Raw genomic sequence first — 18,051 nt, 5'->3', positions numbered from 1 at the left:
CAATTTTGTTTTTCCGGGGGGATTTAGTTAATAAAAACCGTGCAAATTTATATATTTTATTTACATTTCAAATAGTTGAATTTTACAGATTGTTTATGGCAAAGAGAGAGAAAAAGAAACGAAATAAAGGTTCCGCCGGTAATAACAGGAGAGTTGGCGAGGACTTCTTAGTTCAAAACAGAAAAAAAGAAGGCGTAATTGAGACTGAATCCGGATTACAATATACAATCGTAGAAGAAAAAAAAGGTGGTAGGATTGCGGCCATTTTTGACGAAGTAAAGATTCATCAGCGAGCCATGTTGCTTGATGGAAGAATATTAGAAGATACCTACCGACAAAATGCTCCCGAGCTTGTTAAAGTTGAAGAGCTATTGAGGGCTTACAGGAAGGCTTGCTTTTGATGAATGCAGGGAGCAGATTTAAATTTTGGATTCCTCCCGAATTAGGGTGGGGGCGAAAAGGAACAGGAAACAAAATACCTCCTAATGCAACACTGATTTTTGATATTCGCTTATTGGAAATCTTATAGATTAAAAATAAAAAAGCTGACTCCCAATGGAGCCAGCTTTTCTCTCTTATTCTCAAATATTTTTAATAGAATTTAGATCTTTTGTCAACAATCTCTATTTCACTTTCGTGGGCACTCACAACCTGAGAGTTTGCCCGGAATGTTAAGCTTTGTGCCAAACGAGTTTGCTCTGCAGCAACATCCTGATTTTCCAATTCGTTAACTGACGTAACCTGTACAATAAAAACTCCGTTGTTACCCACGATTGGTTTTGAAAGCTGATCTGTATCAAGCGATGCTGCAGTTCCAATAACAGCGGGTTCTAATCCTACTCCCGGCAACTGGAACGAGTTAAAGTTAATACTTGTTGCATTTTCAACGGTTGCATCAAGTTCTCCTGCAATGGCCTGCAAATCTGTTTTTCCATTCATTGCAGCAGCTGCTTTTTCTTTTAGTAGTTCCGCTTTCTTCTCTTTTGTAACAGCGAGCTCCACACGTGCCTGAACATCATCTAAAGGAGCAATTCCTTCTTCTGTAATATTGGTTAATGCAGCGATTACAAAATTATCACCCAATTCAAAAATAGGTGTTTCCTCCTGGCTAAAAATTATATCACCTTCTTCAGCTTCGTAAGCTGCACGAATTAACTGTCTTGGGTTTTCCAACCCGGCAATCAAACGGTCATTCTCGCCAATAGTCGCAACTTTTTTGGTTAAGTTTTGTTCAGCAACGGCAGCTTCAAATTCTTTATAATTTGTATTTTCACTCGCAAATTTGCTTGCTTTTGCATATGCATCCTGATAGGTCTGTGTACTTGGTTGAACATTTCTTACCAGGTAAGCTACCTGAATTTGTTTTGATAATTTTCCACGATCTGTTGTTTGAATTACATGAAACCCGAATTGAGACATAACAACAGTTACCTCGTTTACTTTATTGCTAAAAGCAGCATCTTCAAAAGGTTTTACCATTTGTCCACGACCGAACCAACCTAGATCTCCCCCCTGAATTGCTGAGCCCTGATCGGTTGAGAACTGGCGTGCCAGTGTGGCAAAGTCACTTCCGTTTTCAATAGCAGTTTTTAAACTGTCGGCCAAATTCTGTATGACTGCAACTTCAGCTTGTGTATTTACCCGCAACAAAATATGACGTGCTTCTACCGAATCGGGTAACATCTCAATCGCATTGAGTTTGGCAAGTTTGTATGCTTCACTCTCGAAATAAGGACCGAAAACATCATTTGTATCAGCATTTTCTTCATAAATCCAATTGCCAATATTTACAGGAAGTTCGTCCTTCTTGAACCAGGTTCCGTCAAAACTTATATCAGAGTTTGAATTTACAAACTGAATATTGTCTGTTGCCGATGCAAAGTCGGTTTTAATATCTTTGACCCATTCTTCAGTATTTCTGAAATCGGTAGCAGATGGTTCAACGGGAAAGTTTATATATTCTATTCTCCGCGTCGTTTCCTGTTTATAATCTTCTTTGTGTGCGTCGTAATAATTTTTTATGTCTTTTTGTGTAACCACAATCTGGCTGTCGGCAACTGAATTGTTATTCAATAGAATATAGTCGATGTTGAATTGTTTGTTTCTGGCAACGAGGCTGTTTTGTGCCTCTTCGGTGGTTACATACAAACCTTTCCCAACCATATTGGCATATTTTGTCTGAATTCTGTCCTTTACAATTTGTTGTTCAAGATAAAGCCAGTATTGTCTTTGTTCTGGATCAACTCCTGTATCCAGATTTTTCAAAAAATTTACGATTGCATTTCGATCAACCTGACCCGTATTGGGGTTTGCAAACAATTGCTGAACGATTGGATGAAGATTGCTTCCCTGGAGCATATCAAAAAGTTCGTCGGAACTTACGTCAATTCCAAGGTCATCATAAACATCTCCCATAACTTTTTCCTGAATAAAATTTTGCCAGGTTTGTTCACGTATTTGTACCCAGGTATTTTCATCCAATTGACTTTGGCCTGAATTCATTCTGTAAATTTCACCAAGTTCTTCAACCTTTTGTTGAAATTCAGGATATTGAATTGATTCTCCGTCAACTTCTCCAATTTTTAGCTGGTTTTTCCGAAACAGAGAATTTCCTGACTGTAGCATGTCGCCAAGAATAAATGCGGCAAGTGAAACACCAATTACAATTGCTACCAACAATCCTGCTTTCGTTCTTATCTTTTGTAACGTTGCCATTGAATAACAGTAATTTTAATAAATTTCTACTTAATTTTTTCGAGCTACGAAGATAACAATTTTCGATATTATACCTGAACAATTATTTTTTTTTTAACAGTACCCTGTTAAATAATGTAAACATTTGATTTTAAGATAAATTCGCGACAGTGCTTTGGTAATTTCTAATCGTTGGGCAGTGTGAGTTTTACCAATTCTATTTTTGTGCTGGTAGCTTTTAATATTTTTAGCTGGAAATTATCAATTTTTATTATCGTATTAATTTTAGGGATACTTTCATGACGAAAAAGTATTAGTCCGGCAAGCGTCTCAAATTCCTCACTTTCGGGGAGTTCAAAGAAGTATTTTTCGTTTAATAAATCAATTTCAGCCCGACCTGAGAAAATGTATTCGCTTTCACTTATTTTCTTTTCTATAATTGCGCTGGTGTCGTGTTCATCTTCAATTTCTCCAAATATTTCTTCCAGAATATCTTCACTGGTAACCATCCCTGAAGTTCCTCCAAATTCATCAACCACAATAGCTATGCTTCGGTGTTCCTGAATGAATGTACTCAACAATTTGTTGGCTGGCATTGATTCAGGGACTATCAAAACTTTTTGAATGTGAGATTTTATTGAGGTGGGGTTTTGGAAAATTACCGATGAATGGACGTACCCGATGATGTTGTCTACATTTTCATCAAAAATCAGGATTCGTGAATAGCCTGTTTCTACCAGTTTCTGACGTAAATCGTTAATTGTTGCATTAATATCGAGCATTTCAATCTCTGTTCTCGGAACCATAATCTCCCGGAGTTTTACTTTTGAGAAATCGAGCGCATTTTTAAAAAGTTTTACTTCTGTTTCGATATTTATTTTTTTGTCGGGGCTTTGAAGGTCATTTTCTTTTACAAATTCATCCAGATCAACCCGCCCGAAAACGAGATCTTTGGATGATTTTTTTACATCGGCTTTTAGGAAATATTTTAATAATGAATTGGTTATACTAATTGTAAATTTTGTAATTGGATAAAAGATCACATAGAACAATGCAAGAGGTAGGGCAAAAATATTCAAAATGGTATTTGGAAAAATACGAAACAGTGTTTTGGGCAAAAATTCTGCAAAAACCAAAATAATTATTGTGGAAACAATGGTTTGGAGGAGCAGAATTAATGATTCGGATTCAATAAAATTCCGGAAAGCCGGTTCGAGAAGTCCGGCAAAAGCGATACCATATATTACCAGGGCAATGTTGTTTCCCACCAGCATGGTTGCTATATAATGCCCTGAGTCGGCCGTAACAAATTTTAGAATCCTGGAACTAAACGGCTCTGACTTTTTATCCAGTTCCAATCGCAATTTATTGGCAGATACAAAAGCGATTTCCATACCTGAAAAAAATGCAGACAGAAGAATGGTAATTAAGATGATAATATACAGATTCATCTTTGGTTTACTAATTGAATTCTATTTTTTTCTGACCTGATTGGGTGTCCGCATCATTCCCTGAATCATTTTCTTGAGAAATATTGTCTTCCGTTTTTTCCGTATTTTTAGAAGATACGAAAACAGTCCCTTTAAGATCTTTGATTTTCCAGTTTCCCAAAGCTTGATCCGATTCAAAGCCAACGCCTGTGTAGGTCTGATCTGGTCGAATAATCCGGACAAACTCCTCGGTATATATCTTCCCTTCCTTCTCTTCGTATATCAGATGTTCTGTTTTAAGTGTATCTCCTTGTGCATTTATTGCAATAACATTGTTCTTTGCTTCCCACTTTTCTTCCTCTAAAAACTGTTTGGCGTAATTTGCAGTTATACTAAAGATTATTTTTTTGTTTGCATCATATTCTGTTAGTTCAACACCTTCAGGAAATTCCGAATAAGAATCTTTTTCTGTTTCGAACTGAAGCAATTTAGGTGCTTTTAATTCGTATCTGATAACACCTGAGTCGGTATCGATGGTTTCAAAATCAGATGCTTCCAGAACAGGAAGATCTTCTGCGGAGCTGAATGCTTTTATTTCTTCGAGGTTATTTTTCTCACAGGCAAAGAAAAGTATTGCAGCCCCCATAAAAAGAGCTGCAATACCTAATGCTTTTATTTGTTGCTTTATTTTAAAACCTAATTTTTGACGATTCATATATTCCGACCACCAATTTTAATAGGTTTGATTTTGTAAATCCTATTTGAAGAAGTGTTCTTCTTATTTATTGAACCTTACTTTTGTTGATTCGTTTATCCAACCACCAATTTTGTAAGTTTGTCCTTCCTGTAATCCTTCCATAAAAGCATCTTCTTTATTTGGAAAGTAAGCGCTGTAAGTAGCAATCTTTTGTGCTGCTTCAATTGAGCAATCTTCTCCTCTTCTTGCTTTTGCAAAATAATCAACAGCCAACCAGAAAATGGCATCTTTTTCAAGTTTTGAACCGCTAAAGGAACGGGTAGCCTGAACATAGATTTCACCTAACAACATGTTCGCTTCACAGTTATCCTCGATATCCAAAACTTTTCTTGCGTAACTCCGCGCTTCCGGATAGGTACTTTGGCTAAAAAGAACTTTTGCATACTGCATATAATAGGTTGCAAGAAGCTCCTCATCTGTTTCTTGTTCCATGGCTTCTTTGTAATATTCTTTTGCTTTCTCAATGTCGTTCCTTTTTACGAGGCGGCGGGCCATGTTGTAGGCAGCCAAGGCTGATGGTTCAAGTTCGTATAATTTTTCAGTTGCTTCAGCAAACAGTTCGCTTTCGTCACAATCGGCACGCCCCAATTTAAGAAGCATTGATTTGATGAAATCGATATCGTTTCCTTTTTCCTGAAATTGCGGTTTGTAAATATTTACCAAGGCTTCGCAATCAGCTGCACCTGACGTTCCAAAAATACTTTCAATTGCAGGTTGAATTTTTTCTTTAACTAAAGAAACCATATCTGCATCGGAATCTTGGCTTATTATTGAGTTCATAATGGTATTACATTTCTCGTAATTCATTACAACTGCTTCTTTTGAAAGCTCACCAAGTTTGAACAATGATTTTGATGTTTGCATTAACAAAACCAAAACAGGTGCTTCTGTTTTGTCGCCTTGTAATTCTACCGATTTGCTGATCCATTCATAACCGCTTTTTAATGCACTTTTTTGGGCATCTAAGCTTAGTTCCTGCTGAACGACTTTATATTTTAACCAATCCGTTCCTTTTCTTCCAAGAACATATCCTTCTTCTCCAAAATGTTCAACTCTTTTGTCGTAAACCTTCATCAACTCATCGATGAACTTGTTTTTTTCTTCCGGAGTAGATGCATTCTCAACAAAACTTTGGTACATCTTTATCCCCTGAATGTATACATTGGAAGAAGATTTTGGGTAGTTGGTATATATTTTTTTCCAGTGAGGAAGTGCCGAATTGTAATCATCTTGTTTGTAGAATTCAGTATATAACGAATATTCATTAATATAATCCTGGTTCTGCTCTTTAACCAATTCTTCCTGGCTTTTCATACTAACACCTCCAACTGCTGTGCTACCACCGCCGCCTTCTTCAGGAATATTTCCGTCAAAAGCAAAATTGATAATACCATCTGAATTTTCAGGAATATCTATTTTTTCTGTATCATCGATAAACGTAAACCGAATCCATTTTGATTTTTCATCGCCTTGTAACTCATATTTACCATCGAAACTGGTCATCATATCTCCCCCTCTGTGAACTTCAACTGTAACCCCGGCAGCTGGCTCACCATCTCGGTAAACTGTACCTTTAAAAACTTTTTGCCCTATTACGAAAGTTGAGAAAAACATCAAAACTGACACAAATAGCAGCGTTTTACGAATATTAGCTTTCATTGTAGTATTAGTTTTTATTTTAATTATTCTTAATCGTATCTCCTTTTGATAAACCAAAGGTCGTGCAAATTAACACTTAGATTTAATTTTGCGTACTTTTCTTCAATTAAATTATCCTTTTTTGTACCCCTTCTCCCCAATTCAGCAGCTATATTAATTGTTGAACTGGAACGATATATCGGTAAACCAATACCAAAAGTTATGCCAAAATCATTAATTTGTTGATTGTTAAGCATAAGGTATGATTTCTCATATTTTATCCCGGCGCGATATGCTACTCTTTTTATATAGCTTCGAATAGAAAATTTATCAGGAATCCATTCTGCACCAATTGCAAATTTATTTAAATCTGTCAAAACCGGGTTTATAGTTCCAAAAAAAGTTGCATCTGACCATGTTTGATGGTAGTAATCAAAATTTACTTCCCACTCGTTTTCCTTTACATAGGAGACGCCTGCTCCATATGTTAACGGAAATTTAATTTTTCCTTTTTCTTCTTCCTGGATGTTTATGGTGTCCTGATCAGAGACGGTAGTTGTTGATGTTCCTACCGGAACACTTATACTTATATTTTTTTGGGCGATGTCTGATTTAAATGCTCTGTATTCAGGCTTATTTTCCAGTACTGCACCAAAAATAATTTTTTGGTTGTTTTTTAGCGGCAAAATGGCTTGCAGGCCAAAATCAAAACCAAACTGACGAATTCTTACCCGCTCATATTTTTGAGCATTATAGAAGTAAGGCGAGTCCAAAAAATATAATTCAGAGTTGTGAGATAGATTTCCAAAGAGATAATTAAGGTTTGCACCCAAAGAAATATTTTTGTAGGGCTCTACCGCGAAACCAAGATAAGCCCTCGACAGTGAACCATCGCCATAATATACAGTATAAAAATTGCCTGTGTTCTCCAGGTAATCGTAAATTTCAATATTGTAGCCAACATCTGAATAAGGTGTCAATCCCATACTCGCAGCCATCCAAGGCGTGATACGAAAATTGAATGCCAGATAATTGAAATTGATATCGTTTGCACCTGTACTTTCCAGCTCACTGTTAAATTTTGAGAACTTACCATTTATTCCAAATTCGAATAAAAAGGCAAGCGAATCAAGTGAGTTGTACGATGCCGGATTTGCCATGTTTATTTGCAAACTGTTTCGGCTTGCCAGTGAAGCACCTCCCATGGCTGCAGTTCGCCCCAGACTTCTGGAAGAAAGATCTCCTAATCCAAATCTCGAATAAGGTGATGTTGTGTTGTTATTAAATTGTGCGAATAATATTGTCGGAAAAAGTATTAATCCGATAATAAGACTAACTCTGCTAATTCTCCCCATTATGTTCTAATATGCGATTTAAACCTAAGGCTACTAAATTGAAATGTACAAAGAAAGAATTTTTTAATTTTTTATCAAAAAATTCAGCGTCGCCTCCGGTAATAATAACTTTTAAATTACTATAAAATTCCTTAAAATTTTCAATGGTTTTATCTACTTCGTAGCTTACACCGTTTTGAACACCGGCAAGGATGGCCTCTTCAGTGGTGATACCATACAATTTGCTGTATTGTTTTTGTTCCACCAATGGAAGTTTTCCGGTAAACTGATGTAATGCTTTAAATCTCATCGTTATTCCCGGAGAGATATTTCCGCCAAGGTATTGGCTTTTGTCGTTTACCATGTCGTATGTTATTGCTGTGCCGGCGTCAATAATTAAAATATTTGTGCCAGGATATAAATCGTATGCACCAACCGCTGCCGCAATTCGGTCTTTCCCGAGTGTTTTTTTTGAAATGTATTTGTTTTCTAAAGGAATTGGCGTTTCGTAATCCAGTTCAATAAATGTTTTGAAATTGTTTTGTAACGCTTTCTTTAGCTGTGGCGAATATTCTTTTACCGATGATAAGATTACTTTGTCAAGCGAAGGATGTTCGTCTTTTAAAACCTCAATATGTTCCGGTAAGAATTCTTCAACGGGAACCGTTATTAAAACTTCTCCGTGGTTAAACACCGAAAACTTTGTGCGGGTATTTCCAATATCAATTACCAGATTCATCTAATCAATAATTCTTTGACTGATATCCAACGCTTTTACCGAATGCGTTAATGCGCCAATGGAAATATAGTCAACTCCGGTACCCGCTACTTTTCTGATACGTTTGATTGTCATGTTTCCTGAAGCTTCAATTTTAGCTTTTTTATTTATGAGTTTAACTGCCTCTGTCATCAGTCTGGAACTCATATTGTCGAGCATTATTATATCTACATCAGCATCCAATGCTTCCTGTACCATATCAAGATTTGTCGTTTCAACTTCAATCTTGATACTTTTCGGAATCTTATTGCGAATAGCTTCAACCGCTTGTTTTATGCCACCTGCCACCTGTATGTGATTGTCTTTAATCATAACCATATCATACAAACCAAAACGGTGATTTGATGCCCCTCCCATTCTTACGGCATATTTATCGAGGTAACGGTAGCCGGGTAAAGTTTTGCGGGTGTCCAGAATTTCAACTTTTGTTCCTTCAACTTCTTTCATACATTTACTGGCATAAGAAGCAATCCCCGATAAACGCTGCAAAAAGTTTAAAGCTTTTCTTTCACCGGTTAATAAGGCCCTGTAATTCCCTTTGAATTCAGCGATAATATCTCCTTGTTTTACTTTACTTCCATCCGGTAATATCGTTTTCCATTGCAGTTTCCCGTCAAATTTTTTAAAAACCATTTCAGCAACCGGAAGACCGGCAACTACCCCTTCTTCTTTCGCTACCAAAATAGCGGTTTTGTTTTTATTTGGTGGAATCAGATTATTTGTGGTTATATCACCATCCCCTATATCCTCAGCATATGCCAAATTAAAAAGCACTTCTGCTGATTTCAATATTTTTTCATCCATGATATTTATTTTCTTACTGGTTCAAATTGAATATTCCTGTCTTTTTGCTGAATGCTATGGTGTTCAAATTCCGGTTTTTCATTTTTAAAATCTTCCCGAATGTGTCCACCTCTGCTTTCCTTACGATTCAGCGCAGCCATTGTTATTAATTTACAAATTTGAACGGAGTTTTTTATTTTTAAAAGATTGTATTCACTATTGTAATTTTCAAATCTGGTTTCAAGCTGGTTGAAATAACGCAGCGCATCTTCCATTTCTTTTTGTGTCCTGACAATTCCGAGGTATTTTGTCATCGTTTCTGCCAGTTTATTTTGAATTTCCAGAAATATTTTTTCGTTTGAAGGGTCTACGTTTATTGGATTTATTTCAGGGAAATTACACTCTTTTTCTTTGATTTTTGCTGCCTTTTCGCTGGCTCTTTTTCCAAATACAAGGCATTCAAGTAGGGAGTTGCTGGCGAGTCGGTTAGCTCCCATTACCCCTGTTGAAGCAGCTTCGCCGCAAACAAATAGTCCTGAAATGTTGGTTTCCGCTTCAAGGTTGGTTTTTATTCCCCCAACCATATAATGTGCTGCCGGCGATATAGGCAACAAATCAGAACTTAAATCAAACCCATATTCTTTTAAATGAGAATTGATATGATAAAAACGTTTTTCAATTTTTGTTTTTTCGAGGTGCCGGAGAGAAAGATATACATGATTGGATTCTGACTTCTGGATTTGTCTGAAAATATTGTAAGCAACTACATCACGCGGTGCAAGTTCGGCTTGTGGATGAATGTCTTTCATAAATCGGTTCCCGTTTTCATCAAGTAACCAGGCTCCTTCTCCTCTCACAGCTTCACTAATCAGGTAGGCTTCTTTTCCGGGAACATACAGCGCCGACGGGTGAAACTGAATAAATTCCATGTCTGCAATTTTTGCTCCGGCTTCATAAGCCATTGCTATTCCGTCTCCGGTTGCTGTGTGCGGATTTGTCGAACGGGCAAAAATTCTGGATAAACCTCCGGTTGCCAGTATTACAGCTTTGCTTTTAAATACAATATTCTTTTGCGTGGTGAAGTCGTAACATTGAACGCCTAAAATGCAGTTTTTTTCTTTTAACAGATGGATCGCTGCTACATATTCAAAAGCCTGAATATTTTTTTGCGTTTTTACTTTCTGCAGCATAAAACAGGTTAGTTCTTTCCCCGTTGCATCTCCTCCGGCATGCAAAATCCTACGTTTTCTGTGACCTCCCTCCAGTCCAAGTACATAGTTCCCTTCTTTTTTGTCAAAGGCCATACCTAAACTGATAAGGTCTAAAACTCTCTCTTTTCCTTCGTTTACTAAAACCTCGACGGCGTCAATGTCACAAAGTCCGCGGCCTGCATCGCTGGTGTCGCGTAAATGTTGTTCAGGAGAATCGTCATCGGTAATTGCTGCAGCAATCCCACCCTGGGCATAATAAGAATTACTGGTGTCAAGTTGCGATTTTGTTACAACAGCAACTTTCCCATATTTCGAAGAGTGAAATGCAGCCGTAAGCCCTGCTAATCCACTGCCTATTACAACTGTGTCAAATTCAAGTATTTGCATTAAAATAGTCCTTTCCGGATCGACGCGCAAAGTTAGTATTTCTTTTAAGCAATTACATGAATTTTTTCACGAATAATAGATTTATTAAGGAAGATAGTCGGGACGGATGGGTGAGAACAGTTCGATTACTATCGAATCTTCAATTATTTCAACTTCATGTTCCACATTCTCAGGTATACACCAGCTGTCTCCCGTTTCAGCATCGTGCCATATTTCTCCTATTCTGAATTTTAATTTCCCTGAAACCAGGTAGCCGGTTTGTTCATACGGATGTTGATGACTGGGCAGAATATTTCCTTTTTGAAGCTTGAATTCGCATAGTATTGTTTTTTCTTCAAAAACCAAAGGACGCATTAAAACTCCTTCGATGAGTGGTTTAAATGCTTTTGAATTGTTTTTAGTGAACATCTTTATTTAATAAAATTTGAAAAGTGAATTTAAAAGACTGGCTCAAATCATCAAAATTTTTCTTTCTGTTTTTCTATGAGAATAAAGAAAAAGGCTTTTAGTTTGTTTTTTTTGCAAGTTTCTTTTTGAACGTTTCAGAGTACAATCAGCATTATCACTGTTGGTTTATTTTGAAATATTTTTCAGTTTTAAATTTAAACTTTCAATAAAAAAGCAAGTCTCAAAGTAGATTTCTAATAATGAGCAGGTTGATGGTTTATTTCATTTTAGAAGAATTATTACCAAATAACAATCTATATTTGCAATTTTTTGCAAAGCCTAAACATTTGTTATTAAGCTTATTTTGTGTCAAAAAAATTTACCAGAAACATTAAATACGTTTAGATTATGAGTTGGAGAAAAATCACTTTTATTGTTGTGGCCTTGATTCTATTGTTGGGAGGCTCTGCAGCACTTTCGATGCTATTTATTTCGCTAAAACCCGAACCGCAGATGAGGCCTGAACAGGACTTGAAAAGATTTGTTAAAGCCAAAACGGTTGTTTACTCTGATATTGTTTCACCGCTTTCCAGCGAGGGCAGGGTGGTGTCGAGCAGCGAAGTGATGCTGGTTGCAGAAGCTTCAGGTAAAATAGAAGAAGGAGGAGTGTCATTAAGAAAAGGAACTTCGTTTCGAAAAGGACAATTGATAGCCACTATATACAAAGACGAAGTTGAATTGGCTCTGAAAGCACGAAAAAGTAATTTTTTAACTTCCATTACAACATTACTTCCCGATATTAAAATTGATTATCCTGATCAGTATGAATTATTTCAAAAGTTTTTTAATGCTATTGATATGAATAAAAATTTGCCGGAATTGCCCGAGGTAGAACAAGAACAATTAAAAATATTTTTGGCAAGCCGAGGTGTTTTGAGTGAGTATTACGGCATCAAACAGGATGAAAAAAGATTAAGCAGACACTCTTTGTACGCGCCATTTAGCGGAACATTTACAGAGGTGAATTTTGAAGTCGGAGCGTATGTAAATACCGGCGGGCAAATTGCAAAAATGATTCGTACCGACCAGCTGGAGGTTGAAGTGCCTGTTGTAAATGAACAAAGCAAATGGATTAAAATAGGAGATAAAGTAGAGGTTTATTCAAGAAACCACACAGATATGAAACCTGGTACTGTGGTCCGAAAATCAGACTTTGTAAACGAAAATCAGTTTAGAAGTATTTTTGTCAGAGTGAACTCTTTAAATAACGATGAACTATTGACTGGAGAATATAAACAAGTGCTTTTTCCGGGCCAGAAGATTCACAGTGCAATGGAAATTCCCCGAAATGCAATATTTAATTCAAATGAAGTTTTTATCGTAGAAGGTGGAGAACTCAAAAAACGCCAGATTAATATATTAAAAACCAATGAGACAACACTTATATTTAATGGACTTAAAGAGAGTGAAGAAGTTGTTGTTGAGCCACTTATAAATGTGAAAGAAAATAGCCCGGTAGGAATTCTGGATGAAGATAATCAAACGGGAGAAGGACAAAATAATCAGAATAATAAACCGGACAAACAGGCTTAAAAATGAAAAAAGCAGTTGAATTATTTGTTAGGTTTCCATTTTACGCAAATCTGATTATCCTGTTTCTCGTTGTTGTGGGAGGATTAAGTATGGTTTCAATGAAAAAGTCATTCTTCCCGGAGCGAGAATCACATATTTTATCAGTGAGTGTATTTTATCCGGGAGCTTCACCGGTGGAAATGGAGGAAGGAGTAACTTCCAGAATAGAAGAGGCGGTGAGAGCTATCCCGGGGATTTATGAAATAAATTCTGTATCCTCAGAAAATAGCTCACGTGTGACGATCGAAATTGAGCCTAACTACGATATCGATGAAGCATTAATAGAAGTAAAAAACGCGGTGGATGGAATATCTTCTTTTCCAACAGCAGCAGAACGACCAATTGTTTCGAAGAGACGTACAACTTCACCGGCAATGCGGCTTCTGGTTACGGGCGACGTTGATTTGCTTACCTTAAAAAGTTATGCACAGCAGGTTGAAGAAGACTTTCTGGCATCAGGGTTTATTAGCCAGGTTTCTCTCTCCGGATATCCTTCATTGGAAATTTCAGTGGAAGCCAAAGAAGAAGATTTGTTACGGTATGGAATTACATTCGACGAACTCCAGAATGCAATTTCACAAAATAACCGAGATGTTTCAGGTGGACAAATTCGCTCGGAGGAAGAAGAATTATTGATTCGGCTGCGATCCCGCAGCGCCGATCCAAATAAAATTGGTGACATTATTCTTCGTGCAAATCCTGATGGCAGTGTATTGAGAATTCGGGATATTGCCGATGTGAAAAAGAAATTCTCCGATACGCCAAACAAAGCATTGGAAAGAGGAAAACCCTTGATAAACATTACCGTAATGAAGTTGATTACGGAGGATTTGGATGATATTGACAAATATATCAAAGAATATGTAGTTGATTTTAATAAAAAAAATCCGGGGGTAGAATTAATTATTTCTCGTTCGTATCTTGAAATTTTACATTCCAGGTTAAGCCTGTTATATAAGAATGGTGGGCAAGGATTACTGTTGGTTATACTTGCTCTTGGGATAATGCTAAGTACACGGCTCTCTTTGTGGGTAGCATGGGGAATCCCGTCATCATTCCTGGCTATGTTTATTGTTGCCAATGCCATTGGTATTACAATCAATATCCAATCGCTATTCGGAATGATTCTGGTTATTGGAATTCTTGTGGACGATGGGATTGTGATTGGTGAAAATATTTTTCAGCACTTTGAAAAAGGCAAAAGCCCGATGCGAGCAGCTGTCGACGGAACGGTAGAAGTAATTCCCGCTGTAATTACTTCAGTGTTAACTACTATGGTAGCTTTTTCTCCGCTTATTTTTATAACCGGGAGAATGGAGATGATGTACGAAATGGCCATGATCGTAATTTTAAGTCTTTTCTTTTCTTTGTTTGAAGCTTTTTTTGTCTTACCTCCCCACTTAAGCAATAAGCATGTATTAAATGAAAAAGTATTACATGCAAAAGCAAAAGGTATTCGGAAATATACCGAGCGTTTTTTTAATTGGCTTCGCGACTACGCTTACGACAGAGTAATGAATTTGGTACTGGAGTGGAGATATATTGTAATGGGAATTCCTTTGGCCATGATTCTGATTACTGTAGGGTTGATTGGCGGACAATTTATTAAAACGACATTTTTTCCTCGAATGGAATTTGATTCTTTTAATATCAATATAGCATTTACTCCCGGTTCGGGAGAAAAACAAACAATGCAATACCTGCAACGTTTTGATAGCATTGTTTGGGTGGTTAACGAGGAAATGATGGCCGAATATAACGACACACTCCCGATAATAGAAAATAGTATCGTACACTTAGGTTCGGCTTTCGATGGTGAAGAATCCGGAGCCCATACAGGGAGTGTTGACGTTTCTCCGCGAAATTCAGAAGAAACAGGGATAAGTTCTTATGAAATAATTCAGCGCATACGACAGAAGGTTGGGCTGGTTCCCGAGGCGGAAAAATATACGATTGGTGCACGGAACCGGTTTGGAGATCCTGTCTCAGTTGGTTTACTTTCCAGAAATATTCAGGAGCTGGAAGCCGCTCGGGACTATTTGATGGAGCGATTACATGAGCTTCCTCAATTAAAGGACATTGTGAATACAAATGCGATGGGGAAACAGGAAATATTACTCAAACTAAAGCCAAAAGCATATATGTTGGGGTTTACGGAATCAAGCATTGCCAATCAGGTGCGCCAAGGCTTTTACGGAGGACAAGCACAACGCCTGCAGGAAGGTCGCGATGAACTTAGAATTTGGGTGAGATATCCGGCTGAAGGAAGAGCACGAATCGGGCAAATGGAAGCAATGAGGATAAAAACACCACAGGGAGAATTTCCGTTAACGGAGTTGGTCGATTACGAACTAAAACGCGGGCCTGTTAACATTAATCGTTTTAATGGAAAACGTGAGATAAGAGTAAATGCCGACCTGGTTGATCCCGATGCATCGGTTACAGAAATACTGGATCAGATAAAAGCTGATATAATACCTGAACTAAAAATGCTTTACCCGGGATTAAGTGTAGAGTTTCAGGGACAACAGAGAGAAAGTGAGCGGAGTATGGGCGATTTAATGTTTCTTTTCCCAATGGCTTTTCTCGCCATTATATTTATTTTGATGATAAACTTTAAATCATTTGAGCAACCATTACTCATACTTATTTTAGTTCCCATTTCTGTTTTAGGTTCAGTTTGGGGGCATGGCTTACACGGAAAACCATTGTCGATATTAAGTTTATGGGGAATTGTTGCTTTAACGGGAGTGATAATAAATGATTCTGTGGTTTTTATGTCAAAATTTAATTCACTGATTGTTGAAGGGAAAAAAGTAAAAGATGCAATTGTTGAAGCAGGAAAAACAAGATTGCGTCCCATTATTCTAACCTCATTAACAACGTCTTTTGGCTTGTATCCTTTGATTCTGGAAAAGAGTTTCCAGGCACAGTTTCTTATTCCTATGGCCATTTCATTGGTTTATGGTGTATTGTTTGGTACCTTTTTTATTCTTTTGTTTTTTCCTGCTCTGATTTTAGTGCTAAACGATATTCGTCGAACAGTCAGAAAGTTCTGGTATGGACGTGAGTTTTCTCCGGAAGAAGTAGAGATTGCATGGATACATGCGCAGGTGAAAATAGATAACGGGAAGAAACCTGAAAAAGAGAACGAATAATGAAAAAAATAGTTTCAATATTAATCCTGTTTGTTTTTACAGGTTTTGTTGCTTTAGCTCAACAGCCATTAAGTTTGAATAAAGCTGTTGAAAGAGCCCTTGAGAATAATTATCAAATGAAAATTATTCGCGGTGAACAGCAAATCGCAGAAATTCAAAATAACTGGGGAAACGCCGGAAGATATCCTTACATGAATTTGTCGTTGGCCGACAATAATTCCTATAATATTTCGGAAGGTGAAAACACTACGGTAAACAGGTTTACCGGAGGTGCAAGTTTGAATTGGACATTATTTGACGGTTGGTCAGTTCGAATTGCCAAACAACGATTTGAGGAGCTTGAACAACTTTCAAAACAAAATACCGCTATTATGGTAGAAAGTACGATTCAATCTGTTATCCTCTCGTATTATACTGTTTTGCTTGAGAAAGAAAAGCTTGAAGTCTATCGCGAGGTGATGTCGCTTTCGGAAGACAGGTACAGACAGGCAGAAGAAAGAAAAGCCTTTGGAACGTTTGTAACCTATGATGTTTTACAGGCACAGAATTCTTACCTTTCTGACAGAGCCGGATTTATGTTGCAGGAGGTGGCATACAAGAATGCACTTAGAGATTTAAATTATCTGATGGCGGAAAACGGTAATGTTGCCTATAATCTGACCGACAGTTTTGAGGCAATTCCGGTGGATTATTCATTGGCAGAACTGGGAACACAGATGTTTGAGAACAACAAAAGTTTGCAGAATCAATATGTAAATCAGCGTTTACTGGAAAATGCAGTTGCTTCGGCTAAAAGTGCATTCTCTCCAAGCTTGGATTTTTCAGGCGGAGCGAATGGAAACAGCGCAAGAACCGCTTTCGAAAATTCGGGTACAAACTGGGCGAATTCAGCATCATTTTATGGAAACTTTACACTAAGTTTTAATCTTTTTAGCGGTGGAAACCGAAAACGTGCCCTGCAAATAGCAAAGATTGATGAGGAAGTGGGAACGGTTGAGATTGGAGAGATGCAACATGATTTAACCAATAGCCTTTCCAATTTATTTGAATTTTATCAGGTGCGGAAAGAGTTACTGGACGTAGCTAATGAAAATCTTCAAGCAGCAAAATTGAATCTTCAGATTTCGCGTGAAAAGTTTGAAGCAGGAGCTATCAATTCTTTTAATTTTCGCGATGTTCAGAATATTTATTTAAATGCTGCGCAACAAAGACTGGAAGCAATTTATAATTTTATTGATTCCCACACTGCATTGTTGCGGCTTACCGGTACGATAATTCAGGAATATGAATAAAAAAAAGCGGGGAATCTCATTTCTGAAATTCCCCGCTTTTTATAGATGGTTGTGATCGACTGAGAGAGAATTTTTCAGTTAGGTTCAACAATTAATCGCCGTAAGCTATTTCTCCGGCTTTATTTATATTAATACTTCTACTATTTCCGATTTAATCAGGGAAACGTTCAAATTTATTTATTTTTTCCAGCGACTCATCCCAATTTGCTTTATTTGAGATAAAAATATGTGCATCAGGCCGTTTTTTTAATTTAGTGTCTAAACATCCTGCAGGAATCACTAAAAGCTTCCCTTCCATTTGCAAATTGGGCAACGCAGAACCACAATTTGTACAAAAGGCTTTCACATGGTCACTTTTTTTTTGGCGAAACGTTCTAATTTCGGTTTCTGTTTTTATCCATTCAAGTTTAGCAGTTGTTGAAAACAGATTTGCAGCATGAGCGGAGCCTGTGTCTTTCCTGCAGTATCTGCAGTGACATAAATAAAAATGCTCAAAGTTACCTGTAACTTTAAATTTAATTCCTTTGCACAAACAAGACCCCAGGTATTCCATATGATAAATTAGTATTT

15 protein-coding genes are annotated in these 18,051 nt (G+C 37.2%); 5 read left to right on the top strand and 10 right to left on the bottom strand.

The window, feature by feature from the left end; translation table 11 throughout:
• Window positions 1-95 precede the first annotated feature (95 nt).
• Both K5G00_RS16470 and K5G00_RS30215 read left to right on the top strand, forming a co-directional pair.
• On the top strand, window positions 96-401 hold the full coding sequence (locus K5G00_RS16470; RefSeq protein ID WP_238767282.1) for an FKBP-type peptidyl-prolyl cis-trans isomerase N-terminal domain-containing protein: 306 nt from the start codon (window positions 96-98) through the stop codon (window positions 399-401).
• On the top strand, window positions 401-529 hold the full coding sequence (locus K5G00_RS30215; protein ID WP_394800868.1) for an FKBP-type peptidyl-prolyl cis-trans isomerase: 129 nt from the start codon (window positions 401-403) through the stop codon (window positions 527-529). The genes K5G00_RS16470 and K5G00_RS30215 overlap by 1 nt, the downstream gene beginning before the upstream one ends.
• Window positions 530-591: 62 nt before the next feature.
• On the opposite strand, the gene K5G00_RS16465 is transcribed toward K5G00_RS30215, so the two are convergent.
• From K5G00_RS16465 to K5G00_RS16425, 9 genes are all read right to left on the bottom strand, one after another.
• On the bottom strand, window positions 592-2,715 hold the full coding sequence (locus K5G00_RS16465; RefSeq protein WP_238767281.1) for a peptidylprolyl isomerase: 2,124 nt from the start codon (window positions 2,713-2,715) through the stop codon (window positions 592-594).
• 164 nt (window positions 2,716-2,879) lie between these two features.
• Window positions 2,880-4,145 carry a hemolysin family protein gene (locus K5G00_RS16460; RefSeq protein WP_238767280.1) on the bottom strand — a complete coding sequence of 422 codons (1,266 nt, stop codon included), beginning with the start codon at window positions 4,143-4,145 and terminating at the stop codon, window positions 2,880-2,882.
• A gap of 10 nt (window positions 4,146-4,155) precedes the next feature.
• A complete protein-coding gene (gene lptC / locus K5G00_RS16455) occupies window positions 4,156-4,839 on the bottom strand; it encodes an LPS export ABC transporter periplasmic protein LptC (protein WP_238767279.1) in 684 nt (227 codons plus the stop codon).
• A gap of 63 nt (window positions 4,840-4,902) precedes the next feature.
• A complete protein-coding gene (locus K5G00_RS16450; RefSeq protein WP_238767278.1) occupies window positions 4,903-6,540 on the bottom strand; it encodes a tetratricopeptide repeat protein in 1,638 nt (545 codons plus the stop codon).
• A 29-nt stretch (window positions 6,541-6,569) separates the two neighbouring features.
• Entirely contained in the window at window positions 6,570-7,874 is a 1,305-nt protein-coding gene (locus K5G00_RS16445) for a PorV/PorQ family protein (RefSeq protein WP_238767277.1), read from the bottom strand.
• Window positions 7,861-8,592, bottom strand: coding sequence for a type III pantothenate kinase (locus tag K5G00_RS16440; protein WP_238767276.1), 732 nt, complete (start codon window positions 8,590-8,592; stop codon window positions 7,861-7,863). Before K5G00_RS16440 ends, K5G00_RS16445 begins: the two co-directional genes overlap by 14 nt.
• Window positions 8,593-9,435, bottom strand: coding sequence for a carboxylating nicotinate-nucleotide diphosphorylase (gene nadC, locus K5G00_RS16435; protein WP_238767275.1), 843 nt, complete (start codon window positions 9,433-9,435; stop codon window positions 8,593-8,595).
• 5 nt (window positions 9,436-9,440) lie between these two features.
• Window positions 9,441-11,012 carry an L-aspartate oxidase gene (nadB, locus tag K5G00_RS16430; RefSeq protein WP_238767274.1) on the bottom strand — a complete coding sequence of 524 codons (1,572 nt, stop codon included), beginning with the start codon at window positions 11,010-11,012 and terminating at the stop codon, window positions 9,441-9,443.
• An 84-nt stretch (window positions 11,013-11,096) separates the two neighbouring features.
• Window positions 11,097-11,420, bottom strand: a complete 324-nt coding sequence (locus K5G00_RS16425) for a cupin domain-containing protein (RefSeq protein WP_238767273.1) — start codon at window positions 11,418-11,420, stop codon at window positions 11,097-11,099.
• Between the two features lie 387 nt (window positions 11,421-11,807).
• On the opposite strand from K5G00_RS16425, the gene K5G00_RS16420 reads away from it, so the two are divergent.
• The 3 genes from K5G00_RS16420 to K5G00_RS16410 are packed head-to-tail and all read left to right on the top strand — an operon-like array spanning window position 11,808 to window position 17,481.
• Window positions 11,808-12,992, top strand: coding sequence for an efflux RND transporter periplasmic adaptor subunit (locus tag K5G00_RS16420; protein WP_238767272.1), 1,185 nt, complete (start codon window positions 11,808-11,810; stop codon window positions 12,990-12,992).
• A gap of 2 nt (window positions 12,993-12,994) precedes the next feature.
• Window positions 12,995-16,189, top strand: coding sequence for an efflux RND transporter permease subunit (locus K5G00_RS16415; protein ID WP_238767271.1), 3,195 nt, complete (start codon window positions 12,995-12,997; stop codon window positions 16,187-16,189).
• Window positions 16,189-17,481 carry a TolC family protein gene (locus K5G00_RS16410; RefSeq protein WP_238767270.1) on the top strand — a complete coding sequence of 431 codons (1,293 nt, stop codon included), beginning with the start codon at window positions 16,189-16,191 and terminating at the stop codon, window positions 17,479-17,481. Before K5G00_RS16415 ends, K5G00_RS16410 begins: the two co-directional genes overlap by 1 nt.
• 151 nt (window positions 17,482-17,632) lie before the next feature.
• On the opposite strand, the gene K5G00_RS16405 is transcribed toward K5G00_RS16410, so the two are convergent.
• Entirely contained in the window at window positions 17,633-18,034 is a 402-nt protein-coding gene (locus tag K5G00_RS16405) for a GFA family protein (RefSeq protein WP_238767269.1), read from the bottom strand.
• Window positions 18,035-18,051 lie beyond the last annotated feature (17 nt).

The organism is Maribellus maritimus (genome assembly GCF_022267315.1).
Classification (GTDB): domain Bacteria; phylum Bacteroidota; class Bacteroidia; order Bacteroidales; family Prolixibacteraceae; genus Draconibacterium; species Draconibacterium maritimum.
Note: the sequence above shows the minus strand (reverse complement) of the source record. Positions and strands in the feature narration are given on the sequence as shown.